Below are 24653 nucleotides of genomic sequence, written 5' to 3' on the forward strand. Positions count from 1 at the left end.
AGGGTTGATCCCTGGATGGAAAAGTTAGTGCAAAAAAAGAAACCGGGTGGCCTTTTTGATACCCTTAAAACCGTTTTCTGGGCGATTGTTATCGCCCTTTTGGTGCGAACCTTTGCGTATGAGCCTTTTAATATTCCGTCCGGGTCCATGATTCCGACCTTGCTGGTTGGTGATTACCTGTTTGTATCGAAATATTCCTATGGTTATTCCAAGCATAGCCTGCCGTTTAGCCTGCCTTTAATCCCGGGACGTATTCTGTCGAGTGAACCAAAACGTGGTGACGTTATTGTTTTCAAGTTACCAGCCGATACCACGCAGGATTACATCAAACGCGTCATCGGTTTGCCTGGCGATACCGTTCAGGTTAAACAGGGCCGTCTTTATATTAATAACCAGATGGTCGAACGCGAACGGATCGAGGATTATATCCTGACAGATGGCACAGGCCAGGCGATTGCAGTGCCGCAATACCTGGAAACATTGCCGGGCGGAAAGGTTCACCGCATTCTGGAAATCTTTGGTGATCAGGGACCGGCCGATAATACCGATCCATTTACGGTGCCTGAAGGCCACTATTTCATGATGGGCGATAACCGTGATAATTCGGCTGATAGTCGGGCTTTCCCTGCGCGTTTCCGGTTCGTTCCGTTTGAAAACCTGGTTGGTCGGGCTGAATTCCTGTTCTATTCAAAAGACAGCAGCCAGCCGATCTATGATTTGGGCAGCATTCGTTTTGACAGACTGTTTAAGGGAGTGAACTAATGACCGACATGGCGCCATTGTTGCGACATATCGATCATGAATTTTCCAAGCCGGATTTGTTGCGGGTTGCTTTGACGCACCGTAGTGCCGCCAAAGGCAAGGATGCATTGAGCGGCGGCAATGAACGGCTGGAATTTCTGGGTGACCGGGTTTTGGGGCTGGTCATCGCAGAAATGCTCTATACCCGTTTTGGCCGCGAACGCGAAGGCGCGATGGCCAAACGATTTGTTGCCCTGGTCCGCCGCGAAACTCTCGCCCGAATTGCCGTTGATATCGATCTCGGTAATCATATTGCGATGGCCAAGGGCGAACGGGCGGCTGGTGCAGATACAAACCCCGCCATTTTATCCGATTGCATGGAGGCGGTGATTGCCGCACTCTATCTGGATGGCGGGTTGGAACCGGCACGTATTTTTATCGAAAGATTGTGGCGGCCCTTGCTTGATGAAGCGCCCAAGCCGCCACAGGATGCAAAAACACAGTTGCAGGAAGCCTTGCAAGGGCAGGGTAAACCATTACCTGTCTATGAGATGGTTGGCCGTGAAGGCCCCGCCCATGCACCTGTTTTTACAATTGAGCTGACAACCAGCGACGGTCATTGTGTGCGCGCGGAAGGCAAATCCAAACGCGAAGCAGAACAAATAGCCGCAAAACGAATGTTGGATGAGTTGAACCATGAATGAGGTTCCTGCCGCAATGCCCGAAAAGAACGACGATCCGCAACGCTGTGGCTTTGTCGCCCTTGTCGGTGCCCCTAATGCCGGGAAATCGACGCTGCTTAACCAGTTGGTCGGAACCAAGGTGTCGATCGTCTCGCCGAAGGTGCAAACAACGCGGGCGCGTGTTCGCGGCATTGTCATGGCCGAGGACGCGCAGATCGTCTTTATTGACACCCCGGGCATCTTTCAGCCCAAAAGGCGTTTGGACCGGGCCATGGTCAAGGCGGCCTGGGGTGGTGCCGATGATGCCGATTTGATTGTGCTGGTGATTGACGCGGTACAGGGTATTACAGATGATGTTCGCATGATTGTTGCGAACCTGAAGAAACAGCAACGCAAGGCGATCCTGTTATTAAACAAGATCGACAAAGTGCGTGATAAGGAAAAGTTGCTGCATCTTTCCGGCGAATTGTTTGGCGAGGACATTTTTACCGATGTCTTTATGATTTCGGCCCGAAAAGGCGCTGGTACCCAGGATTTTATCAATTTCCTGGCGGCCAAAATGCCCAATGGCCCGTGGATGTTTCCGGAAGATGATGTTTCGGACATGCCGTTGCGTTTGCTTGCCGCCGAAATTACGCGCGAAAAACTGTATTATCAGCTTCAACAGGAATTGCCTTATTCTGCGACGGTCGAAACCGAATTGTGGGAAGAGCGCAAAGACGGTTCGGTTAAGCTGGAACAAACGATTTTTGTCGAGCGTGAAGGGCAGAAAGCAATTATTCTTGGCAAAAGTGGCAAGCGGATCAAAACCTTGGGGACGGATGCCAGAAAAGACCTTGAAGCCATTTTTGAACGCCGCGTGCATTTGTATCTGTTCGTGAAGGTGCGCGAAAACTGGGGCGATGACCCAAATCGCCTGGCTATCTGGGGATTGGACCATAACGCCTGACTTGTGAATTCGGCCTGATAGGAACGCGAAATGGAAACCAGACAATTCTGGGGGATGGTCCTGATCGTCGTTGGCGCGGCTACAGCGTTGATCGTCGCCATGATTTCCCGCCGACCATTTCGTTATCGCCATGATGGCAGTGATTTGAAACGTGAAGATCGGTTTTTGGGTAAACCGCTTAACATGTTGATGCTGGTGATTGCCGTTGTGATTTTTATCCTCGGGTTGTTATGGCGCAACCCGGCAACACGGCCTTTCTGATATGACGCAATACAACCACGATACCAACAAGGATGAACCGCTAAAAAGTCTTTCTGACCTGACAGGATGGCGGCGATATTTGCTATTAACGGTAGCAATTATTGTTTTGGGATCAATGGTTTTTGGTCTGGCGGTTCATGTTATCCGTCTTCTTTCGGCTTCTGGCTACTGACAATCAGGGGCATGCATGGATTGGCGTGATGATGCGATTGTGCTGTCCTCGCGCAAACTGGGTGAAAGTTCAGCCCGGTTGACGGTTTTAACGCGTGATTATGGTCGTTATGCGGGCATGGTTCGTGGGGCATCAGGCAAAGCCCTGCGCGGGACGCTTGAATGCGGCAATTTGGTTAGGGCAAGCTGGTCGGCACGCCTATCCGAACATTTGGGTCAGTTTAAATGCGAATTGTTGCGCTCGCATGTGGTTGATCTGTTATTGCTGCCGGGGCCGTTACTGGCATTAAGTTCGGCCTGTTCGCTACTTGAAGTCTCCCTGCCGGAACGAGTGCCGCAAAAAACGCTTTATACCGGCACGCTTGGCCTGATAGATGCCTTGAAAGGCGAATTCTGGAAACCCGCCTATTTGCGGTGGGAAATCGGTTTGCTGGAAGAGCTGGGTTATGGTCTTGATTTATCTTGCTGTGCTGTAACCGGTAAATCGCAAGATTTGCATTTTGTTTCGCCCAAAAGTGGCCGCGCTGTTTCTTTGGCGGAAGGTTCTCCCTATCGTGATCGTTTGTTGCCATTGCCCGCTTTTTTAAGCGGTGCAGCCGCATCGGAGGCGGCACGTGAAACTCCGATTAACGACCAGTATAATCAGGCTGTTAAGCTGGCGGGCTTTTTTATTCATCGTGATCTTTTCGTTGCCAAGGGTATTCGCCCGGTTGCTGCACGTGACAGGCTTGCGTCCATGATATGGCAGGATGGCCGTACGGATTGAGGCAATTTGGGCATGACAGACGGGGCGATTTGGCGGCGCAGGGATAATTTAAAAATTAAATGCACATTTTTGCTGTTGTCATCTGTTGACCACACCCGCCCTGAAAGTAGTATGGTGCGCCACGGCGTGATGTCAGGGAACTGGCGATCGTCGACATTATTAATTCAACCTGTTCCGGATTAAGAAAAACAGTTCATGAGCACGAAATCCTCCGACCCGGGTACTGCCGGGCAGATCAGGGAAACCCGCCTTGCTGACGCGCTGAGCGAACGTTATCTGGCCTATGCGATGTCGACCATTATGTCGCGGTCGTTACCAGATGTTCGTGACGGCCTTAAACCGGTTCATCGCCGGTTGCTTTATGCGATGCGGCAATTGAAACTAAATCCTGAACAGGGTTTTAAAAAGTGCGCCCGTGTTGTCGGTGACGTGATTGGTAAATATCACCCGCATGGTGACCAGTCGGTTTATGATGCGCTGGTACGACTGGCGCAGGATTTTGCGGTGCGATATCCGCTTGTCGACGGGCAGGGGAACTTTGGCAATATCGACGGCGATAATGCTGCTGCCATGCGGTATACCGAAGCCCGCATGACTGCCGTTGGCGCTTCGCTGATGGAAGGACTGGACGAAGACGCGATTGATTTTCGTCCGACCTATGACGGTGAGGATCACGAACCAATCGTGATGCCGGCCGCTTTTCCCAATTTGCTGGCAAATGGTGCCGCCGGTATTGCCGTGGGCATGGCAACGAATATTCCGCCGCATAACGCCGATGAACTTTGCACAGGCCTGATCAAGCTGATCGATAATCCTGAAACATCGATAGCCGAACTGGTGCGGTGCGTACCGGGGCCGGATTTTCCGACCGGTGGGGTATTGGTCGAACCGCGCGAGAATATTCTGGAATCCTATGCGACCGGTCGCGGGTCGTTCCGTCTGCGGGCAAAATGGGAAGTCGAAAAGATGACCCACGGTCTGTATCAGATCGTGATCACCGAAATTCCCTATCAGGTGCAGAAAGCAAAACTGGTTGAACGTATTGCAGATTTGATGTTTGCCAAGAAGTTACCGCTTCTTGCTGATGTTCGAGATGAATCAACTGACGAAATTCGTTTGGTGTTCGAGCCACGTTCGCGTGCGGTTGAACCTGAACATCTGATGGAAATGTTGTTCAAGAATACCGAGCTGGAAACCCGGTTTGGTTTGAACATGAACGTTCTGGATGGCGACAATACCCCGCGTGTCATGAATTTGCGCGAAGTTCTGCGGGCATTTCTGGCACATCGACAGGATGTTCTGGTTCGTCGGTCACAGCACCGGCTGGAAAAAATCAACCATCGGCTGGAAGTGCTGGAAGGCTATCTGATAGCCTATCTGAACCTTGATGAAGTCATCCGCATCATCCGGTTTGAAGATGAACCGCGCAAAGAGATGATGCGTGTTTTTGATCTGACCGAAGTTCAGGCCGATGCCATTTTGAATATGCGTTTGCGGTCTTTACGCAAACTTGAAGAAATGGAAATCAAGAACGAGCATTCAAAACTTAGCGAAGAAAAAGCAGGGCTGGAGGCCTTGCTGGCCAGCGAAGATATGCGTTGGACCCGTATTCGTGAAGAAGTTGAGCAAACGCGCGAGAAGTTTGGCAAAAAAACTGAACTTGGCAAGCGGCGCACCGAAATTGGTGATGCGCCACAGGAAATTGAAGTTCCGCTTGAAGCATTGATCGAGCGGGAGCCGATCATGGTCATTTGTTCGCGCATGGGGTGGATCCGGGCGCTTAAGGGCCATACCACCGAAATCGCCGACCTGAAATTTAAGGATGGTGATGAAAGCCGCTTTGCGATCAAGGCCTTTACCACCGATAAATTACTGATCATGAGCTCAGCTGGCCGGTGTTATACAATGGGTTGCGACAGGTTACCCGGTGGCCGCGGCCACGGCGAACCTATTCGCCTGTCTATTGATTTGCCCCAGGAACACGATATCGTTTCAATGACCATTCATCGTCCAAACGGGCGGTTGCTGGTGGCATCGTCGGCCGGGCGCGGGTTCCAGGTTGCCGAAAACGATGTGGTGGCCCAGACCAAAAACGGCAAGCAAATTCTGAATTTGGGAACCGGTGAAACCGCGTTGATTTTTGAACAGGTTGATAAAAATCACGTTGCTGTTTTAGGAGATAACCGGAAGTTGCTGATTTATCCGGTTGAGGAAGTGCCGGAAATGACGCGTGGGCGCGGCGTTATCTTGCAAAAATATAAACAGGGCGGGCTTGCCGACTTAACTTTGTTTAATATTGAAGATGGCCTGACCTGGACCATGGGCGGAAGCGAAGGTCGCAAGCGTACTGTCACGGAACTTGATGAATGGATTGGCAAGCGCGCTGGATCAGGGCGGTTGCCGCCTAATGGCTTCCCGCGTTCCAACCGTTTTGAATGATGTGACCACTATTATTCCAAATTTGAAGCCTGAAGCGCCAATTTACGGTGCTTCAGGTTTTTTATTGGGTGTCCTTAATTTTTTAAATTAATAACAATGTCTTGCTTAATTAATTGAAGCGAAATTGTTAAATGGAAGTTGGCGGAATTTACCATGCTTTGGTGCAGATGTGGCCGTTTTGGTTTTTTAAGGGATATTTTTGGCTGCCGTTAAAAAGATAGCGGTCTGCAAAAGCGCGAAAAACATGGTGTTTTGGATCATATATTTGTAACTTTGCTCCGCTGGCAACCGGAGGAGACCGGAAGCTGGCTAAAAGAGATTCCGAGTGTGGGAGGAAAAATGCTTTTTTTGGCACGTTTTGTGCGGCTGATTGACAGTCTTAATGACGCAATTGGCCGTGGCGTGGCGTGGCTGACCATTCCGTTGGTGTTGATCACTTTTTTGGTGGCAACATTGCGATACGGGTTTTCGGTCGGCTGGGTATCAATGCAGGAAAGCTATATGTGGCTTTACGGCATTATCTTCATGGTTGGGGCTGGCTATACGCTGCTTCACGGTGGCCATGTCCGGGTTGACGTTTTTTATCGTCCGGCGTCGGCACGCTACAAGGCATGGGTTGACCTGATCGGCACACTGTTTTTGTTGCTGCCTGTTCTGACGCTGGTTTTTATTTACAGCTATCCCTATGTCATGACCAGCTGGAAGCGCCTTGAAGGGTCGCAGGAAACCGGTGGGTTGCCGGGGCTTTTCCTGTTTAAATCTGTGATCCTGGTGTTCTGTATTCTGATGGGGTTACAGGGGCTTGCGCTGGCGGCACGCAGTATTCTGGTACTGACAGGCCATCGTGAATTCGAAATCAACGAAGAAGAGCACGAGGGCGTCTGATGTCGGGGGAAGTATTAAGTCTACTCATGTTTGCAGTGGCCTGTGTGGTGCTGCTTTTTGGGTTTCCGGTTGCCTTTTCACTGGGTGGCACAGGGTTGGCCTTTGCCCTTTTGGGGCATGCAATGGGTGTGTTCGACATGCCTTTGCTGGGTTCGTTACCGTCGCGCTATTTTGGTGTGATGAGCAACGAACTTTACGTTGCCATTCCATTATTCGTTTTTATGGGCGTGATGCTGGAGCGCGCACGCATTGCTGAAAAACTGCTGCTGACCATGGGCATGCTGTTTGGCAAACGCCGTGCCGGTTTGGGCATTTCCGTGGTGATCGTTGGTATGTTGCTGGCGGCGTCGACGGGCATTGTTGGCGCCACAGTGGTTACCATGGGCTTGCTTAGTTTGCCGGCAATGCAAAAAGCAGGCTATAGCCCACGGCTTTCAGCCGGGGTTATTTGTGCCTCGGGGACGTTGGGGCAAATTATTCCGCCGTCAATTGTACTGGTGTTGTTGGGCGACATCCTTCAGGGGGCCTATGCCGAAGCACAGCGTTCGCTGGGTAACTGGGCACCGGAACCCGTATCGGTTATCGACCTGTTTGTCGGGGCATTTATTCCCGGTATGATGCTGGTTGCCCTTTATATCGGCTGGGTGATCATTCAATCCTTCATTGATCCAAAATCAGCCCCGGCGCTGGTGGAAGACAAGCGTCCTGAAGGTCTGTTTGGGGAAGTGTTGCGTGCACTTGTTCCACCTGCATTGCTGATTGTTGCTGTTTTGGGGTCTATTCTAACCGGTATCGCCACGCCGACGGAATCGGCAGCATTTGGCAGCGTGGGGGCCACCATTCTGGCGGCTTGTTATCGTCGGCTTGATCTGGCGGTTTTGCGCCACGTTACAGGTCAAACGGTGCAGATCAGCTCGATGGTGTTTATCATTTTGCTTGGTGCATCCATTTTCTCGCTGGTGTTCCGTGGCCTTGGCGGCGATCACTTGGTCGAGGAATTGCTGCATAACATGCCTGGCGGCTTGTTTGGCGCCATGTTTGTGGTTATGGCATTGATGTTCGTCATGGGCTTCTTTCTTGATTTTATCGAGATTGTCTTTGTCGTCGTGCCTATTGTCGGGCCGATCCTGCTGAAAATGGATATCAGCCCGGTGTGGCTGGGCATCATGATTGCAATCAACCTGCAAACGAGTTTTCTGACACCGCCCTTTGGCTTTGCGCTGTTTTATCTGCGCGGGGTGGCTCCGCCCTCGATGAAAACATGGGATATTTATCGTGGTATCGTCCCGTTTGTTTTAATTCAGGTTCTGGCGTTGATTTTGCTAGCGGCATTTCCGGAATTGGTAACCTGGTTGCCATCGGTTTTGCTGAATTAACAATCTGCATTGTTCAGGATATCGATAGAAAAGGGTCGGTTTTGCCGGCCCTTTTTTTGTGCTGGTTGCGCGGGCTTGAAGTCATGAAAAAGGGCTGGCACACATGCCAGCCCTTGTAAGGGATCTATTTCAGTAACCCGTTAATGCCGATCAGTATTTGAAAGGCAGGACGCGGGCTTGCATGAAAGCACTTTCCGAATATTTTGCCCAGGTGATGGACTGCTCACGGAAGGCGACCAGGCTGTCAAAGACTTCTTGTGACAGCGGATCTGCCGCAACAAGATCACGCAGAACCTTGCCAGCAAGGCTACCAAGGTTGGTCAAAATCTCATCGGAGAACGGACGCACATCAACATTGTGCTTTTCACGCAGGGTTTTCAGCGCCTGATTGTTCCGAGCAACAAATTCCGACAGAACCATTTGGTTGGTGGCACGGTTTGCCTGTTCGACAATGGCCTTCAAATCGTCGGGAAGATTATTCCATGCATCGAGGTTGATAAAGTTTTCCAGTGTGGTTGCCGGTTCATGCCAACCTGGATAGTAGTAATATTTTGCCGATTTATAGAGGCCGAATGCCAAATCATTATACGGGCCAACCCATTCGGTTGCGTCAATAGCACCAGACTGAAGGGCAGGCGGAATTTCACCACCAGGCAAGTTAACAACGTTGCCGCCAGCCGCCTGAATGACTTCGCCACCAAGGCCGGGAATACGCATTTTCAGACCTTTAAAGTCGTCAATGGTGTTCATTTCCTTGTTGAACCAACCGCCCATCTGGGTGCCAGTGTTGCCCGACGGGAAAAACTTGCAATTCAGTTTCGCATAAATCTTGTCGGCAATTTCCTGGCCACCGCCATACTGGAACCACGCGTTCTGTTCCTGTGCGGTCAGCCCAAACGGCATTGCAGCCAGATACTGGGTCGCGGCAACCTTGCCTTTCCAGTAATAGGGCGCCCCATGGCCCATTTCGACCGTACCGTTGCCTACAGCGTCGATGGCTTCAAATGCAGGAACAATTTCACCCGCACCATAAACCGACACCTTCATGCGGCCATCGGATGCCTTGTTGATGTATTCAGCCAGCAAGTTCGCACCGGTGCCAAGACCAGGAAAGTTCTTGGGCCAGGTTGTAACCATGCGCCATTCGCGCACGTCCTGGGCAAGTGCAGGTTTGGGAAATGTGGATGCAACAGCAGCCGTGGCACCAGCCAAGGCGGCGCCGCTCAGGAATTGACGACGTTTCATTGTTTGTAGCCTCCCAGCAAACAATCGATAATTTGTTTTTCAACAAAGCCTTGTTTCGGCTTCGTGATCAAAGATTATAGTCGTTGAGGATAGGAGGCAACTGCCGATCAACACTCAGGGTTAAACTTTTGGCTAATTTTTGGGGGAGTGAGTATTTTTGCGCAGGTAAAAATACGGACCATTTGGCGATATGGGCAAGGCCAGAACCAGAATGGATCGATCAGCAGATAGCAATATCAGTCTTCACCATCATGACGGGACCATTTGCCATTCTGAAAAGCTTCGATTGGTTTGAAGCGTGTTTTGTAAGACATTTTGCGACAGTCACGCACCCAGTAGCCAAGATAGACAAAGGGCAACTTTAATCGGGCGGCCTCTGCAACCAGGTCAAGAATGATATAGGTGCCAAGGCTACGGCGGTCTTCTTTCGGATCAAAAAAACTGTAAACGGCAGACAACCCATCTGACAGGGCATCGACAAGAGCAACGGCAATTAATTTGCCTTCTGCCGTCCGGTATTCAAAAATGGATGTTTCAACGGTGGTGTCTTCCATCATGGCACGATAGTCACGTGTATCCATACGGGCCATGTCGCCATCGCCGTGCCGGGCATCCTGATAATCGGAAAACAGGCGAAATTGTTCCTGAGTTGCTGAAGCAGCAAAAATCTGGCGTTTCAGGTCAGAATTGGTTGCGCGATTTCGCCGAAATGATCGATTGTCCTGAAAATCGTGGGTGCAGACCCGAACCGGGATACAAGCATCACATTCACCGCAAGCCGGTAGATAAGCAATTGAATGACTGCGGCGAAAACCTGCCCGCGATAGCAGGTCGTGGATATTATTGGCTTCAGGGCCACGTAATTCGGTCACCAGTTTGCGTTCGAACCTGCCCGGTAAATAGGGGCAGGGCATTGGTGCAGTCAGAAAATAATGCTGTGTCTGGCGACGTTGATTGACCGTCATGTTCTGTGGTTATCCGTGCCTGAATAATTTACCCTATTTAACTAGTGTAGGTAGCAAGACGCAAACTTTAAAGTGGCCGCCGCTTATTCCCTGTGTTTCGGTGCCACATCAAGATTTCGGATTCCCGGTGAATTCAAACCCGGGATCAGGGTAATAAGGTATCAGCAGACCGGACCTAGTTACGCGATGGTACCGAAAATGTCGGACGTTCAATCGGTGCATCAGGATCAGGTGCCTGATTGGTACCAGGAGCGGTGTCATTACGATTTTGCGGGGCGTACAGGTTGGTTTCAGGGGCTGTATTATACCCGGGTTCATCGGTGGTTTGTGACGGTGGTGCCTGTTTTCCGGTACCACGCAGCAATGTAATGCTGATGCGGCGATTACGTTCGTCTTTGGGGTTATCCTTGATAAAGGGGGCCGTATCTGCAACCCCTGAAACCTTCCCGAACCGGTTGGCGGGCAGGGCATCAAGTTGTAATTCCCGGCGCGTCGCGAGGGCGCGGTCGGCCGAAAGTTCCCAGTTGGTGTAGGTGCCGTTGGAATGGGAATAAGGCACGGCGTCAGTATGCCCCTCAATAGATATATCCTGCGGCATGTCCTTGATGGCTTCGGCAACCTGTTTAAGCAGCAATTTAGTGTGGTCACGTAAATCGGCACTGCCGCTGGGGAACATCGATGTTCCGTCTTTATCGATGATTTGTATGCGTAAACCTTCGTCAGTTTGTTCGACGAGCAGGTTCTTTGACAGCTCCTGAAGCTCCGGTGATTTTTCCATTGCTTCTTTCAGGTCTTTTGCGGCTTCGTCGAATTCTTTCTTTTCCTGGGCTTTGGCGGCCTGTTCTGCTTTTTCGGCGTCTGTCGGGCCACTTTTTTGCGTTTCAACAGTCGTCGCATCCGGTGTTGGCGGAATATCCATTTGAATGACAGGGGCACCGTTTTCCGAACGCATGGCACCGGAATCGGCAAGTTTTGTTCCGGCCAGCAAGCCGCCTGCACCGGATTCGCTTTGCGATATTGATTCCGGGGCGAAATAGTTTGAAATGCCGTGAAGTTGCTCGTCGGTTGAGCTGCTTAGCAACCATAACAGCAGAAAAAACGCCATCATGGCCGTTACAAAGTCGGCATAGGCCACTTTCCACGAGCCGCCGTGATGACCGCCATGTCCGCCTTTTTTTACTTTTTTGATGATGATATCGGGCATTTCAGACTGTCATATCCTGGCAAAAGACGTGCCGCATAAACGAAGCTGGCTGTTCCAGACTGTTGTTCTTTAAACCGTTGGGGCGTTCTGGATGGCGTCGTCAAGTTCCTTGAAGCTTGGACGTAATTCCGGAGGCAGGATTTTGCGGGCAAATTCGACAGAAACTTGCGGTGCGTAACCTTGCATATGGCCAATCAGGGCCGCCTTCATGCAAACATAGAATTTGGCATCCTGTTCAAGGGTCTTTTTAATAATGGCCGAGGTCGGGCCGACAAACCCATATGAGGCCAGAATACCCAAAAACGTACCAACAAGAGCAGCACCGATCATTTCACCAAGAATTTCCGGTGGTTCGGTAACCGATCCCATGGTGTTGATAATGCCAAGAACGGCAGCGACAATACCAAGACCGGGCAGGGCATCGCCAACGGTTTGAATGGCATCTGCAACGGCATTCTCTTCTTCGTGGTGGGCATCAAGTTCCTGGTCAATCACGGCTTCCAGTTCATATGCGTTGGTTGTGCCCAGGGTAAGCAGGCGCAGATAGTCGCATAAAAATTCCAGCGCATGATGGTCGGCAGTCACACCGGGGAAATTGTTAAACAGGGCGGAGCTTTCCGGGTTTTCAACATGGCTTTCAAGCGCAAGGTCGCCTTTGGACTTGGCAAGCCGGAAAACAGCATAAAGGCACACCAGCAGTTCCAGATAGGCGGCTTTTTTCTTCGCACCTTTCATGGCGCGAATTGTATATGAAATGCTGCGTTTCAGGACACTGATCGGGTTTGCAATCAGGAACGTACCAAAAGCTGCACCAAAAATGATGACAATTTCAAAGGGCTGGATCAGGACGCTAAATTTGCCATGCGGCAAGTATCCCCCCAGGACCGCACCGATCACAACCACATACCCAATGATCAGAAACATCTATTACCCCTTGTGCCGGCAAAATACGCCAACGTGTCAATATGGGTGTGCTTGTCACCCATGTGTCATGTGGTGCCTTTTTACAAAAGTCCCACGCCCTATGATACAATTAGTTCAAATTGTTATTAACATCATGTTTACAAATCATTTTATGTCAGGATTTGACAGTATTTGAATTTATCGCCATGTTCCTGTGGCTTTAAGTGGGTTTCGCCGATCATTCTGAACAATGAAAGCTGTAATTTGAACATGTCCTTCTCGTCACGTCATTTCCGGGATTGCCTAGGCCAGTTTGCGACTGGTGTTGCCGTTGTTACCTCTCGTAATACGGACGGGCGGAAGGTCGGGATTACAATAAATTCATTTTCGTCAGTGTCGCTTGAACCACCGCTGGTTCTTTTTTCTGTTGCCCGCAATGCCGCAACCCATGATGTGTTTACCGGCGCTGTAGAGCATTTTTGTATTAATGTCCTGCGCAATTCGCAACGAGACCTTGCCGAACGGTTTGCATCGCCGATCGAAGACCGGTGGGAAGAGACCGGGTTTAAGGATAACGGTCATGGCATGCCGGTGCTGATTGGTAATATTTCGACATTTTCCTGTGTGCGGCACGCGGTTCATGATGGCGGCGATCACAGTATCATTGTTGGCCAGGTCAGTGATGTTGATATGGGTGAAACGGGCGATCCGTTGCTGTATTACGGCGGTGCATATGCGCAGTTGGTCCGCGTTTAGGTTCTGGCATTTTATTGCTAAGCTGGTCAGATGGCTGTCTGCAATAGTTGCGAACTATTGCAGACAGCCTCTATCGCTTTTGCGGCATTAATCCAGCGACGTATTGCCCAGCAACCGCCCGCCGTAACCGTTTTCTTTCAGATATTCGGTGACTTGCTGTGCATGTGCTGTATCGCGAACCTCGAGCACCATATCAACATCGGTTTGCTTGGCCGGGATGTCATAAAAATAGCGCTGATGGTAGACTTCGATAATATTGGCTTCAGCATTGCCGATCAGAGTGCTGATTCGTGCAAGAGCGCCTGGCACATCTGGAATTTCGATACGAATACGTACCAGCCGTCCTTCGCGTGCCATACCGCGCATTAAAACCTGCGCCAGCAAACGGCTGTCGATGTTGCCGCCACTTATGATCAGGCAAACCTTTTTGCCGATGAATTTGTCCGGATGATCAAGCAGCGCTGCCAGCGGTGCGGCACCGGCACCTTCGACGACGGTCTTTTCGATTTCGATTAGCATCTGAATGGCGCGTTCAATCGCCGATTCCTCGACCAGCACCACATCGTCAAGCAATTCCTTGCAGATTTCCAGGGTCTTTCCGCCAGGCTGTTTAACAGCAATACCTTCGGCAATTGTAACGCCACCACCGGAAAATTCCTTTTGGTGGATACCTTCATACATTGACGGGTACAGTTTGGTTTCAACACCAATGACATCGATGTCGGGCTGGCGTGATTTGATCGCTGTGGCAATACCGGATGCCAGGCCACCCCCGCCAATCGGCACAATCACTGTGTCAAAATCGGCCCCTTCATTTAATATTTCGAGCCCGACCGTCCCTTGGCCGGCAATTATGTGATCATCGTCAAAAGGGTGAACAAAAGTCAGTCCGCGTTCTTTTTGCAAATCCTGGGCGGCCTGCATTGATTCAGCCAGGACAGTGCCTTTTAAAACGACCTCTGCACCGTGCGACCGCGTATGTCGGACTTTGGTATAAGGGGTGTTTTCCGGCATAACGATGGTTGCGGGAATACCAAGGCGTTTGGCGTTATAGGCGACCCCTTGTGCGTGATTGCCTGCCGATACCGCAATAACACCGCAAGCACGTTCTTCGGGCGTTAAGCTGGCCAGTTTAACATAGGCGCCACGTTCCTTGAACGATGCTGTATATTGCAGGTTTTCAAGTTTTAGATAAACATCAGCCTGGCAAATCTTTGATAAGGTTTGTGATTTTACTAACGGGGTTTTGTTGACGATACCTTCAAGCAGGCGTGATGCGCGAACGATATCGTGATAGGAAATAGCCATTTCCAGACTCCTGTGCGTTCTGCCTTTGAACAAGGCAGGAACCGTTTATGTGAATGTGGGGAAATAATCGGGGATAAACCAGACCTGTCATCCGCAGATGACAGGGTTCACATTCGCCGCACAGAAATGGGGCATATAATCATAAGCATCATGGCAGCCGCACCTGCAAAACAGGGTTGGGGACAGGGCGGCAAAAGGGTGTCGGCATCGTCAGACATGCGCCAGATACTTTCAGAAACTTTAAGCAATAATACAGGCACTTTTACGGATCGAACCGTTGAGGTCAAGCAAACATGGGAAAAAGCCGGGTTGCATATCTTGCAATGCAACCCGGTGGGAAAATAACTGGCGGTTTTTCCCTTATTCCATGTTGAGGATGATGGTTTTCTTGTGGGTGAAGTGTTCAAGCATGCTTTCAAGCGATGCTTCACGCCCCAACCCTGAAAGTTTAACTCCGCCATAGGACAGGTTGGGTTGCACCACCAGGTTCTGGTTTACCTGTACAAACCCGGCTTCAAGGCGTTTGGTTGCAACAAGGGCTGTTTTTAGATCTGTTGTCCAGACAGTTGCAGCCAGTCCAAAGTCGCTATCGTTTGCAAGTTCAATGGCTTCGTCGAATGTTTTAAACTTGAATACACAGGCGACCGGGCCAAAAATTTCTTCGCGGGCGATCCGGGCGTCGGGTTTTACATCGGTAAAAATCACCGGGCGCACAAACTGTCCGTCAGCCAGTTCCGGGTCATCGGGCAGGGCGCTTAATTCGTGTTTCTGCGCCCCTTCGTTGCTGCCAATTTCAATGTAATTGCATACTTTGCTACGTTGTTTGGCGTTAATGATGGTGCCAATGTCGGTCGCCTCGTCCAGCGGGTTGCCCATTTTAAGGCTATTGACCTTGTCTTTCAGGCGGGCAACGAAATCATCATGCAGGTCTTCGTGAACCAGAATTCGCGACGACGCAGTACAACTCTGCCCCTGACGGGTAAAGCGCATACCGCCAATGGCACCGGCAACAGCCTTTTTAATGTCGGCATCGTTCATCACGATCATCGGGGATTTTCCGCCCAGTTCCAGTGTGACCGGGATCAGTTTTTCAGCTGCGGCACGATAAACGATGCGGCCGGTTTCAACAGACCCGGTAAAGGATACTTTTTTAACATCATTATGCGCGACCAGCGGCCCGCCGCAACCGGGGCCAAAGCCCGAAAGAATGTTTAAAACACCTTTGGGCAAAATTTGTTGCATGATCTGGCAAACACGCAGAACGGTAAACGGCGTATCTTCGGCAGATTTGACGACAACACTATTCCCGGCAACAAGTGCCGGTGCAACCTTGATCGCCATGAGCAATAACGGGACGTTCCAAGGAATGATAGCACCAACCACACCAACAGGTTCGCGTGTGGTCATGGTCATCATATTGGGATTAAACGGAACGGTTTCGCCTTTTAGTTCGGAGGCAAGGCCACCGAAAAACACAAACATGTCTGCCAGAACAGATGCTTCAACCCGGCTTTCAGTGCGTAGCGCCTTGCCTGATTCCAGAGCAATAAGTTTGCCCAGTTCATCGACATGCTGATTCAGGATGCGTCCGCATTCAGCAACCAGTTTACCGCGTTCACGGGCCGGGCGCTCGGCCCAGTTTTTTTGTGCTGCTTTGGCAACGGCAACAGCACGTTCAACATCATCTGCATCGCCTTCGGCCGCGTGACCGATGGATTTGTTGGTAGCAGGGTTTAAAACGTCAAAAGTTTTACCATTGATCGGGGCCACAAATTCGCCATCGATCAAATGCACGCCAGACAATGATTTGGCCAGAACGAACGGATCAAGTTCCATTTCAACAGGCACAGAAGCCTCCCTGATTTTACCCGTCTTGTGCGCGCCTATTGCTGCGCGGCGGGTTAAGTGGTTATTCGGTATTGTTTTACCAAATTAGCGAGCCGCCCGTTCTAATGCAAGCCATTTGCGTATGATCGTTCATGACTTTTAGAACCATGCTTGTTAGGGTGGCCCGTGCCGGAACAGGTCGCCTGCACGGGCGTTTATTTGTTATTCACTTTCTGAAATGTTCGGAGCCAGCAATGCCACGCCATTTTGATACGACCTATGATGTCGTAAAGGAACTTAAACCGTCTTATCCGGTTTATTGTTTGCGCCCTGACATTTTGCGCGATGCCGCGCGGCGGTTTGTCGATAGTTTTCCCGGTAAAGTCCTTTATGCGGTCAAATGTAATCCGCACCCTGAAATTATGCGCTACTTGCATGAAGGTGGTGTGCGCCATTTTGATACGGCATCCCCCGAAGAAATTGCGCTGGTCCGGCGGCAGTTCCCGGGGATGGATGCCTATTTTATGCATCCGGTTAAAAGCCGCGATGCCATTCGCAGTGCGCATCGGGTGTTTGGTATTCGTCATTTTGTCATCGATACCGAAGACGAACTGCATAAAATTCGTGCTGAAACAGATGAAGACCCGGACCTGGTGATCCATGTGCGTCTGGCAACGCCACCGGCTGGTGCGGCATATAATTTGTCGGCCAAGTTTGGTGCCCGGCCAATGACCGCAGCCGAACTGATAAAAAAGGTGGACAGCTATGGTTACAAGGCGGGTTTATGCTTCCATGTGGGTTCGCAATGCACCAGTCCCAACGGGTATCGTATCGCTATAGAGCTTATTCGGCAGGTGATTGATTTTTCAGGCGTCAAAGTTCATTCCATTGATGTCGGGGGCGGTTTTCCCGGCCAGTATATGAACCAGCGCGGACCGAACCTTGATGTCTTTATGGATGAAATCAGGGACTGCATTCGCTGGCTTGATATGCCCGACATTACCTTTATGTGTGAACCTGGCCGCGCGCTGGTTTCAAGCGGCGTTTCGTTGGTTACGCAAATTCAATTGCGTAAGGAAGACCAGCTTTTCATCAATGACGGTATTTATGGCAGTTTGTCCGAAGCGGTGACGGGAAATTTACGTTTTCCGGTGCGTCCCATGCGTATTGATGGGGATTTCGACCCGGAAGAAACCCTGGAATTCACCATTTACGGCCCGACCTGCGATAATATGGATGTGTTGCCAGCAACAGTAAATTTACCCGCTGACATTCGCGAAGGGGACTGGATCGAGTTTGGGCATATCGGTGCGTATAGTAACGCCCTGGCGACCCATTTTAACGGATTTTACCCGGAACTGCTGGTGACGGTGGGCGAGACATTTCCGTTTATTGATGGTGAGTTTCCGCAGGTTGGATGATCATGTCATGCATTTGGCTGGTTTTCAGGTGAAACATTAAACGCGGTAAAGCCGTACCGAATTGCAAATAAATTTCCCCTGTATTAGGGTCAGTAAAAGCGGGCTGCACTGTTGGTGCGGTCCGCAACACTGTTATGCCGGGGGAACCAACGTGACGACCAGCCTTTTCATGCGCATTCGGGATTGTTTTCCCGCGGACTTAAACAAAACATTGCTTGAAACCACAGATGGATCGCGATTTACCTATCGCGATGCAGACGAATGGTCGTCGCGCTATGCGGCGGCATTGCATGGTTTAGGTGCCCGCAAGGGAGACCGCGTTGCTGTTCAGACAGATAAATCGCCAGCCGCCCTATTTTTGTATCTGGGGTGTATCAGGGCCGGTTTGGTTTATTTGCCCTTAAATACGGCCTATCAGACGCAAGAGCTTTCCTATTTTGTCGAAGATGCCGCACCAGTTGTGATCGTATGTCAGCCACAAGGAAAGGCCGACATGGAGGGCATTGTTAAGGAAAAATCAGTTTCGGGTGTCTTTACCCTGGATGAAGACGGTCAGGGAACGATAACGCAAGCAGCACTGGAGCAACCCGTGGATTTTGCTCCGGTCCCCTGTGCTGACGACGATTTGGCGGCAATTCTGTATACATCCGGGACAACAGGCAAACCCAAGGGCGCCATGATGACCCAGATGAACCTGTGGTCAAACGGACGCACATTGGTCGATCTATGGGGATTTACGGCAAGCGACACCTTGCTGCATGCGTTGCCGATTTTTCACACCCATGGCCTGTTTATTGCGTGTCATTGCGCCATGATATCGGGGGCAGGTATGATTTTTCTGCCCAAATTTGATCGCGAACAAGTGATTGCCGCGCTACCGCGTGCCACCGTTATGATGGGGGTGCCAACCTTTTATGTTCGCTTGTTGGCCAGTGATGATTTTAACGCAGATCTGGTGTCAAACATGCGTTTGTTCATATCGGGGTCGGCCCCGTTATTGCCCGAAACTTTTGCTGCTTTTCATGCCCGCACCGGGCACTATTTGCTGGAACGCTATGGCATGACGGAAATGGGCATGGCGACATCAAATCCGTTAACGGGGGAACGGATTATTCATACGGTTGGCCCGGCATTGCCCGATGTTGAAGTGCGGGTATGTGACGATCAGGGACAGGTTTTGCCAGCGGGCGAGGTGGGAGTTCTTGAAGCGCGCGGACCAAATGTTTTTGCCGGTTACTGGAAAATGCCGGAAAAGACCCGCGAAGAATTTCGCGATGATGGTTTTTTCATTACGGGTGATATCGCCCTTATTGATAAGAAGGGCTATGTACATATTGTTGGGCGGGCCAAGGATTTGGTGATTTCCGGTGGGTTTAATATTTATCCCAAGGAAATTGAAACCGAGATCGATAAAATGGCTGGCGTCTTGGAAAGTGCCGTTATTGGTGTGCCGCATCCTGATTTTGGCGAGGCGGTTGTCGCAATTGTGGTACCAGACGGCACCCAAACGCTTTTACCCGACGATGTTATGAACCATATCAAATCGTTAATGGCGAATTTTAAGGTGCCAAAGAAAGTGTTTTTTGTTGACGAACTTCCCCGAAATACCATGGGAAAAGTGCAAAAAAACATTTTGCGGGACGAGTATGGTGCCCGCAATTAAACGGGGCATTTGTTAATGCATATAACAAAAAAGCCCCGGCGAATTTTCATCGCCCGGGGCTTTTTGATTTGGTCGAAACTATCGGTCGTCTGGTCTTAGTGACCAAAGGCAACGCGATGTGCAACATCGTCGATCTGGTCACGGTTCAGGCCGATATCAGCCAGTTCGCGATGGTCAAGGCGGGCCAGTGCATTCTGGGTCTGGTACTGGATCCGCAGGGCACGCAAGTAAGCAAAAATTTTGGTAAGGATCATTTTATCACCTATTTCAAACCGTCCGGACAGCGCCGGTAACTACATTCAGGGAACCGGCAAGTGATCCGTGTCATGCCCGGATGGCATGCTGAATGGCTCGACGTGTCGGTCTGCTATGTGCAACCAGGGCGACAAAGTTATCTTTGTGTGTAACTTGTCAGTCGTGATCGCGTTATCTCTTGAGGCAGAAGATAGGCTTGACCGCACGATTTAACCATTGCATTTTTTGCAGAGCAGGGCCGGATAAAGCGCAGAATTTAATCAAATGCCCAAAATATAGCCAATTGATGCAATGTAGAAGAAATACTGATCTCTTTTTGTCCATGCACTCAGTGCATGGCTAATAAAATTACCCAAATTTTTAGTGTATTGGTTGTTCCCACCCATACGTGTGAATCCTGAAGAATTGTTCTTTTTTCGCTGTATTGATTTTATGTCTTTTTACAGGCACTGATGGTGTCTGACGGGGTGTGATGGGGTATGTTTTGCGATACCGGTTTTACGAATCGCAACAGAATCGCACTGATCTACAAAATAATGACGCCAATTTTTAATCGCGAAAGGCATATATATAATGACAGGTGCCAGACCTGCCCTTGACCGGGAAAGCGCCATTGCGGCTTATTTAAAATATGCAGACCGGATGCCACAGCTTGCAAAAGAGGATTTGCCCGGGCAGACGCAGGTTGCTCATAATATCCTGGAAATCGCCGATCAGTTTGATGTCATTATTTTTGATGCATTTGGGGTGCTTAATTCTGGCGTGCATGCGATCGCTGGTGCTTTATCGGCGGTAAAGGCATTGCGAGAGCGTGATATTGCATTGGCTGTTGTCACCAATGATGCGTCGAATTCACCAGAAGCGATTATTGCCCGTCATCGCAATCGTGGGTTTGATTTTACCGTCGACTCACTGGTCAGCAGTGCCAAATATATAGTTCCAATGATGAGCCGCCATTCCCATGTGACACGCTGGGGCGTTATGGCGCCCCAGCATTGGCCGATTGCCAGTTTGCCGGGCGAGGCGGGCTTTTTGGGCGATGATCAGAATTTTTATGACACAGTTGACGGGTTTATTCTGATTGATTCAGATGAATGGAATGATAAACGCCAGCATTTACTGGAAACCAGCCTTGCCAGAAAACCGCGGCCAATATTGGTGGGTAACCCCGACATTTGTGCCCCGATGGGCGATTTTTTGTCGGTTGAGGCCGGGTATTTTGCGCATCGTGCTGCCGATGTCTGTGGGGTGATTCCCCAATGTGTTGGCAAACCGTACAGTGAAGTATTTGAGGATATTTTACAACGTCACCCAACCGTTGACCGCAGTCGCATCCTGATGGTGGGGGACACCTTGCATACGGATGTTCTTGGGGGCCTCGCTGTTGGAATTCAAACGTTGCTGGTAACCCGGGGTGGTTTCCTTGATGGCTATAATGATCTGACGGGGCTGTATCACCGGTCAGGTATTCACCCGCATTTTATTGCCCCTGCAATCGGGAACGGACTGGAATAAAAGTCGCCTTCGGATTGCAAAACAAAGGGTGTCGGAAAATTCATTCTGACACCCTTTGTGTTTATTGGCAGAATGCGTGCCCTATAGTCAGTCCTGACTGATTATCCAAGATATTCGGCAACGTCGATTGCGCTATAGGTCAGGATGCCGGACGCGCCAGCGCGTTTAAAACAGGCTAGTGTTTCCACAGCACAAGCCGCGTAATCCAGCCAGCCATTGTCGGCCGCAGCGCGCAACATCGCGTATTCGCCCGATACCTGATAGGCAAATACCGGCACACCAAAACTTTCACGCACCCGACGAACAATATCGAGGTAAGGCAGGCCGGGTTTAACGATGACGGAATCTGCGCCTTCTTCAAGGTCATATGCCACTTCACGCAGGGATTCGTCACTGTTGGACGGATCAAGCTGATAGGTTTTTTTATCCGCCTTGCCCAATGCCGCAGCCGAGCCGATAGCATCCCGGAACGGACCATAGAAGGCCGATGCATATTTGGCTGCATAGGCCATGATTTGAACCTTTTTCAGGTTTTCCGTTTCCAACACATCGCGAATGGCAGCAATACGTCCATCCATCATGTCAGACGGGGCAACAACGTCGCACCCGGCCTGGGCCTGAACCAATGCCTGACGCACCAGGGCTTCGGTGGTTTCGTCATTCAAGATTTCGCCGTTAACAACAACGCCGTCCTGCCCATTGGAATTAAACGGATCCAGGGCAACGTCGGAAATGATGCCGAGGTTGGGACAGGCATCCTTGATGGCTTTGGTTGCTTCGCACACAACATTGTTGGGATTGTAGGCTTCGCGTGCATCTTCGGTTTTCAGGGCCGGGTCAATATACGGAAACAGGGCCAGTGCGGGGATGCCAAGTTTTTCGGCGTGGCGCGCAGTTTCAACCAAAACGTCAATGCTTTGGCGTTCAACGCCCGGCATTGAGGGAATGGCGACACGCTGATTGCGACCGGAAATGACGAAAACAGGCAAAATAAGGTCATCAACACTTAGGCGTGTTTCAGCCACCATCCGCCTGGACCAGTCGGTCATGCGGGGGCGACGCAGGCGGGTGCGGGGGAACGTGCCATAACTGACAGGATGGGCCATGATCAATCTCTTTCACGCGAATTAGACGGTGGTGGCGTATGAATTAGTTTTATGCGGCAGATTTAAGCCGTGATCAACTATTGCGGACGGTTTTTAACCGTTTACGCATGCTGGTCAGATATACCGGAATGATCAGGCTTAAAAAGCCTGCCACCAATAAAAAGGCGTTTATCAAACCATAGCGCTCGCCAACTGCGCCAATTACTGGCGGTCCGGCCATTAGGGCGGTGTAACCGATAGCCGCAATGGTTGCCACAACTGTACCGCCACTTTTTCCGGTGCTGGCCGCAGCACTGGAGATCAAAAGCGGCAATATGACAGCAAGCCCGGTTCCGGCAATAAAACACCCCAGCCACGAAATCAGGTAATGCGGTGAAAGAGCAATGATCAGATAGCCCGTTGTTGCAAGGCCGCAACTGGCGATCAGGACCGGCGCACGGCCCAACTGCATTACCAGCCAGTCTCCGGAAAGGCGCGTGATTGCCATTGCGGCCGAGTAAAAGGCAAAACCGGCAGCAGCAACACTGACAGGGGTATCGAGAGCCCTTATCATTAAAACGGTAACCCAGTCGGTAATAACACCCTCGCCAAATTGTCCGATGAATGCGCAGATGCCAAAGGGCAATAAAAGCCAGAAAATCGGGCGTTCGGTGCCAGTTTTTGGCTGCTTGCAAGGCGGGCTGGCAGGTTGGGAGACATTGGGGCCTGATGTGGCAGGATGAACCCGATCTGACAATAAACCGCGTTGCAAATACCAGTGGGTTGCAAGCAGCATGATAACACTTACAGGGAGGTGCACAGTTTTTGACAGGGGCAGGGCAAACCACAATGTTGCAAACCCGGCACCACAGAATCCGCCCAGGCTCCAGAAACCGTGCAGACCGGATAAAATGCTTTTGCCTCGAATACGTTCAAGGCTAACGCCATTTGCATTCATGGCGATATCCATAAGTGCCGCGCAAAAACCCATGACAAAAAGGGTGGCTGCCAATGTTGGCAATGTTGTCATAAATAATGGAGCAACAAGCGAAGGGAAAAACAGGAGTCCCGAAAATTTGACAACGATGTTGGACCCGAAGCGATCTGAAAAACGCGCGGAAAACGGCATGGCTGCAATAACGCCGATGGCCGCAGCCAATAATGCCAGCCCCAGGTTTTCATGATTTAACCCAAGTTTTTCCTGCACCAGCGGGATGTGGGGCACCCAACTGGCGAAACCTGCACCATGCAGAAAAAATATACCCCTACACCGATTGTGGGCAATGGCATGTTGGGAAATCATCGACCGTACCTGTTGAGATTTGTGCATTTGGCGGAGTTAAACCAGGACAACATCAATTCCATGTGTTTGGTAATTGGCAAGATAGCTTTTTGAAAGTTTGCGTCCGGTTACAAGTGTGCTGATGGCTTCGGCATCGCAAACCTTGAAGGGCATCCGGGTTTCCAGCTTGTCGGCAGTCGCAATGGCAATTACATCGCTTGAGCGGGCGATCATGGCGGCTTTGCTGGCACGTTCTTCGATCCGGCGCGTGCTTACTCCAAGATCGGGGTGAATGGCGCAGGTGCCCAACACACAAATGTCTGCATGAAAACGGTTAATTTCTTCAACAGTTGATGGGCCTGACACTACCATGTCAGCCTTTAAGATTTTTCCGCCAAGCATTATGACATCGGCATTGGCATGGTTTGCCAAAATCACTGCTGCAGCCGGATTAACGACAATGGCTGTTCCATGGAAGCTCTGCTTTAATTGCCTAACGACTTCCAGAACCGTTGTGCCGCTGTCAAAAAATACAACGGCCTCGTCAGGAATCATGTGTTGGGCAACATGGCGGGCGATAGCCGTGCGTTCAGGGCGAACTTCTTCGCTACGTTCCTGATAAGTTCCGTCATCGGATGACGGTAAAATTGCGCCTCCGTGAATGCGGCGCAAATTACCCTGCTTTTCTAACTGGCGTAAATCGCGGCGGATGGTATCTGCCGAGGTATGCAGCCTTTCGGTCAGGTCATGGATATGAACAGTGCCAAACCGTTTTAGCAACCTGCTTATTTCATATTGACGGGCGTTGACGCTGGACATGAGTGTTTGCCTGTTTTGCACATTTTGCCGATTTTGCCGGATTTATTTTTAAGCGGCTAGAAAACGGGCGTCAATAAAAACCGGCCACGTCAAAGCGTGGCCGGTGTTTAATGCTAGGGTCTGAACCCAATTGG

General features: G+C 50.6%; 22 protein-coding genes. 12 read left to right on the plus strand and 10 right to left on the minus strand.

The window, feature by feature from the left end; translation table 11 throughout:
* Window positions 1-15 precede the first annotated feature (15 nt).
* From lepB to THS27_RS18910, 8 genes are all read left to right on the plus strand, one after another.
* Window positions 16-762 (plus strand): signal peptidase I, encoded by a 747-nt coding sequence (gene lepB / locus THS27_RS18875; RefSeq protein ID WP_085593616.1) that lies wholly within the window; start codon window positions 16-18, stop codon window positions 760-762.
* Complete coding sequence (rnc, locus tag THS27_RS18880; RefSeq protein WP_085593617.1) at window positions 762-1445, plus strand: ribonuclease III; 684 nt, start codon at window positions 762-764, stop codon at window positions 1443-1445. Before lepB ends, rnc begins: the two co-directional genes overlap by 1 nt.
* A complete protein-coding gene (era, locus tag THS27_RS18885; protein WP_210402944.1) occupies window positions 1438-2373 on the plus strand; it encodes a GTPase Era in 936 nt (311 codons plus the stop codon). The genes rnc and era overlap by 8 nt, the downstream gene beginning before the upstream one ends.
* A gap of 30 nt (window positions 2374-2403) precedes the next feature.
* On the plus strand, window positions 2404-2634 hold the full coding sequence (locus THS27_RS18890; protein ID WP_085593618.1) for a hypothetical protein: 231 nt from the start codon (window positions 2404-2406) through the stop codon (window positions 2632-2634).
* A 187-nt stretch (window positions 2635-2821) separates the two neighbouring features.
* On the plus strand, window positions 2822-3571 hold the full coding sequence (gene recO, locus THS27_RS18895; protein ID WP_085593619.1) for a DNA repair protein RecO: 750 nt from the start codon (window positions 2822-2824) through the stop codon (window positions 3569-3571).
* A 195-nt stretch (window positions 3572-3766) separates the two neighbouring features.
* Window positions 3767-6010 (plus strand): DNA topoisomerase IV subunit A, encoded by a 2244-nt coding sequence (gene parC, locus THS27_RS18900; protein ID WP_085593620.1) that lies wholly within the window; start codon window positions 3767-3769, stop codon window positions 6008-6010.
* Window positions 6011-6349: 339 nt separating this feature from the next.
* On the plus strand, window positions 6350-6895 hold the full coding sequence (locus tag THS27_RS18905) for a TRAP transporter small permease subunit (RefSeq protein WP_085593621.1): 546 nt from the start codon (window positions 6350-6352) through the stop codon (window positions 6893-6895).
* On the plus strand, window positions 6895-8271 hold the full coding sequence (locus THS27_RS18910) for a TRAP transporter large permease subunit (protein ID WP_085593622.1): 1377 nt from the start codon (window positions 6895-6897) through the stop codon (window positions 8269-8271). Before THS27_RS18905 ends, THS27_RS18910 begins: the two co-directional genes overlap by 1 nt.
* Before the next feature lie 150 nt (window positions 8272-8421).
* Here the strand turns inward: THS27_RS18910 and THS27_RS18915 are convergent, their stop codons facing one another.
* The 4 genes from THS27_RS18915 to motA all read right to left on the minus strand — a co-directional run bounded on the left by THS27_RS18915 (window position 8422) and on the right by motA (window position 12609).
* Complete coding sequence (locus THS27_RS18915) at window positions 8422-9516, minus strand: TRAP transporter substrate-binding protein (RefSeq protein ID WP_085593623.1); 1095 nt, start codon at window positions 9514-9516, stop codon at window positions 8422-8424.
* A 236-nt stretch (window positions 9517-9752) separates the two neighbouring features.
* Window positions 9753-10481: an arginyltransferase gene (locus THS27_RS18920; RefSeq protein ID WP_085593624.1), complete on the minus strand. Its 729-nt coding sequence runs from the start codon at window positions 10479-10481 to the stop codon at window positions 9753-9755.
* 175 nt (window positions 10482-10656) lie between these two features.
* Window positions 10657-11685, minus strand: coding sequence for a flagellar motor protein MotB (locus tag THS27_RS18925; protein ID WP_085593625.1), 1029 nt, complete (start codon window positions 11683-11685; stop codon window positions 10657-10659).
* A 69-nt stretch (window positions 11686-11754) separates the two neighbouring features.
* Window positions 11755-12609, minus strand: a complete 855-nt coding sequence (gene motA / locus THS27_RS18930) for a flagellar motor stator protein MotA (RefSeq protein WP_085593626.1) — start codon at window positions 12607-12609, stop codon at window positions 11755-11757.
* 249 nt (window positions 12610-12858) lie between these two features.
* On the opposite strand from motA, the gene THS27_RS18935 reads away from it, so the two are divergent.
* The gene (locus THS27_RS18935) at window positions 12859-13344 is read left to right on the plus strand and encodes a flavin reductase family protein (protein ID WP_085593640.1); all 486 of its coding nucleotides are present in this window, start codon (window positions 12859-12861) and stop codon (window positions 13342-13344) included.
* Between the two features lie 87 nt (window positions 13345-13431).
* Here the strand turns inward: THS27_RS18935 and THS27_RS18940 are convergent, their stop codons facing one another.
* Together THS27_RS18940 and THS27_RS18950 are read right to left on the minus strand one after the other, a co-directional pair.
* On the minus strand, window positions 13432-14652 hold the full coding sequence (locus tag THS27_RS18940; RefSeq protein WP_085593627.1) for a threonine ammonia-lyase: 1221 nt from the start codon (window positions 14650-14652) through the stop codon (window positions 13432-13434).
* Window positions 14653-15012: 360 nt separating this feature from the next.
* On the minus strand, window positions 15013-16488 hold the full coding sequence (locus THS27_RS18950; protein WP_371455919.1) for an aldehyde dehydrogenase family protein: 1476 nt from the start codon (window positions 16486-16488) through the stop codon (window positions 15013-15015).
* Window positions 16489-16733: 245 nt separating this feature from the next.
* On the opposite strand from THS27_RS18950, the gene THS27_RS18955 reads away from it, so the two are divergent.
* The gene (locus THS27_RS18955; protein WP_085593630.1) at window positions 16734-17900 is read left to right on the plus strand and encodes a type III PLP-dependent enzyme; all 1167 of its coding nucleotides are present in this window, start codon (window positions 16734-16736) and stop codon (window positions 17898-17900) included.
* A 151-nt stretch (window positions 17901-18051) separates the two neighbouring features.
* A complete protein-coding gene (locus THS27_RS18960; RefSeq protein ID WP_246833025.1) occupies window positions 18052-19563 on the plus strand; it encodes a malonyl-CoA synthase in 1512 nt (503 codons plus the stop codon).
* Between the two features lie 95 nt (window positions 19564-19658).
* On the opposite strand, the gene THS27_RS18965 is transcribed toward THS27_RS18960, so the two are convergent.
* Window positions 19659-19817, minus strand: coding sequence for a DUF1127 domain-containing protein (locus tag THS27_RS18965; RefSeq protein WP_085593631.1), 159 nt, complete (start codon window positions 19815-19817; stop codon window positions 19659-19661).
* Window positions 19818-20391: 574 nt separating this feature from the next.
* Between THS27_RS18965 and THS27_RS18970 the strand changes: the two genes are divergently transcribed.
* The gene (locus THS27_RS18970) at window positions 20392-21333 is read left to right on the plus strand and encodes an HAD-IIA family hydrolase (protein WP_085593632.1); all 942 of its coding nucleotides are present in this window, start codon (window positions 20392-20394) and stop codon (window positions 21331-21333) included.
* A gap of 101 nt (window positions 21334-21434) precedes the next feature.
* Here THS27_RS18970 and hemB read toward each other — a convergent pair whose 3' ends face one another.
* The 3 genes from hemB to THS27_RS18985 form a co-directional block, all read right to left on the minus strand.
* Window positions 21435-22439, minus strand: coding sequence for a porphobilinogen synthase (gene hemB / locus THS27_RS18975; protein WP_085593633.1), 1005 nt, complete (start codon window positions 22437-22439; stop codon window positions 21435-21437).
* A gap of 73 nt (window positions 22440-22512) precedes the next feature.
* Window positions 22513-23748 carry an MFS transporter gene (locus tag THS27_RS18980; protein WP_371455915.1) on the minus strand — a complete coding sequence of 412 codons (1236 nt, stop codon included), beginning with the start codon at window positions 23746-23748 and terminating at the stop codon, window positions 22513-22515.
* Window positions 23749-23757: 9 nt separating this feature from the next.
* On the minus strand, window positions 23758-24519 hold the full coding sequence (locus THS27_RS18985; protein WP_085593635.1) for a DeoR/GlpR family DNA-binding transcription regulator: 762 nt from the start codon (window positions 24517-24519) through the stop codon (window positions 23758-23760).
* Window positions 24520-24653: the final 134 nt, after the last annotated feature.

It is taken from the genome of Thalassospira sp. MCCC 1A01428 (assembly GCF_002115825.1).
Taxonomy (GTDB): domain Bacteria; phylum Pseudomonadota; class Alphaproteobacteria; order Rhodospirillales; family Thalassospiraceae; genus Thalassospira.

Coding starts and splice junctions, on each gene's coding strand:
- lepB (WP_085593616.1), top strand. CDS start 16: ATGGAAAAGTTAGTGCAAAAAAAGAAACCGGGTGGCCTTTTTGATACC.
- parC (WP_085593620.1), top strand. CDS start 3,767: ATGAGCACGAAATCCTCCGACCCGGGTACTGCCGGGCAGATCAGGGAA.
- motA (WP_085593626.1), bottom strand. CDS start 12,609: ATGTTTCTGATCATTGGGTATGTGGTTGTGATCGGTGCGGTCCTGGGG.
- THS27_RS18915 (WP_085593623.1), bottom strand. CDS start 9,516: ATGAAACGTCGTCAATTCCTGAGCGGCGCCGCCTTGGCTGGTGCCACG.
- THS27_RS18965 (WP_085593631.1), bottom strand. CDS start 19,817: ATGATCCTTACCAAAATTTTTGCTTACTTGCGTGCCCTGCGGATCCAG.
- THS27_RS18985 (WP_085593635.1), bottom strand. CDS start 24,519: ATGTCCAGCGTCAACGCCCGTCAATATGAAATAAGCAGGTTGCTAAAA.
- THS27_RS18905 (WP_085593621.1), top strand. CDS start 6,350: ATGCTTTTTTTGGCACGTTTTGTGCGGCTGATTGACAGTCTTAATGAC.
- recO (WP_085593619.1), top strand. CDS start 2,822: ATGGATTGGCGTGATGATGCGATTGTGCTGTCCTCGCGCAAACTGGGT.
- THS27_RS18940 (WP_085593627.1), bottom strand. CDS start 14,652: ATGGCTATTTCCTATCACGATATCGTTCGCGCATCACGCCTGCTTGAA.
- hemB (WP_085593633.1), bottom strand. CDS start 22,439: ATGGCCCATCCTGTCAGTTATGGCACGTTCCCCCGCACCCGCCTGCGT.
- THS27_RS18970 (WP_085593632.1), top strand. CDS start 20,392: ATGACAGGTGCCAGACCTGCCCTTGACCGGGAAAGCGCCATTGCGGCT.
- rnc (WP_085593617.1), top strand. CDS start 762: ATGACCGACATGGCGCCATTGTTGCGACATATCGATCATGAATTTTCC.
- THS27_RS18955 (WP_085593630.1), top strand. CDS start 16,734: ATGCCACGCCATTTTGATACGACCTATGATGTCGTAAAGGAACTTAAA.
- THS27_RS18935 (WP_085593640.1), top strand. CDS start 12,859: ATGTCCTTCTCGTCACGTCATTTCCGGGATTGCCTAGGCCAGTTTGCG.
- THS27_RS18920 (WP_085593624.1), bottom strand. CDS start 10,481: ATGACGGTCAATCAACGTCGCCAGACACAGCATTATTTTCTGACTGCA.
- era (WP_210402944.1), top strand. CDS start 1,438: ATGAATGAGGTTCCTGCCGCAATGCCCGAAAAGAACGACGATCCGCAA.
- THS27_RS18950 (WP_371455919.1), bottom strand. CDS start 16,488: ATGGAACTTGATCCGTTCGTTCTGGCCAAATCATTGTCTGGCGTGCAT.
- THS27_RS18980 (WP_371455915.1), bottom strand. CDS start 23,748: ATGCACAAATCTCAACAGGTACGGTCGATGATTTCCCAACATGCCATT.
- THS27_RS18910 (WP_085593622.1), top strand. CDS start 6,895: ATGTCGGGGGAAGTATTAAGTCTACTCATGTTTGCAGTGGCCTGTGTG.
- THS27_RS18925 (WP_085593625.1), bottom strand. CDS start 11,685: ATGCCCGATATCATCATCAAAAAAGTAAAAAAAGGCGGACATGGCGGT.
- THS27_RS18890 (WP_085593618.1), top strand. CDS start 2,404: ATGGAAACCAGACAATTCTGGGGGATGGTCCTGATCGTCGTTGGCGCG.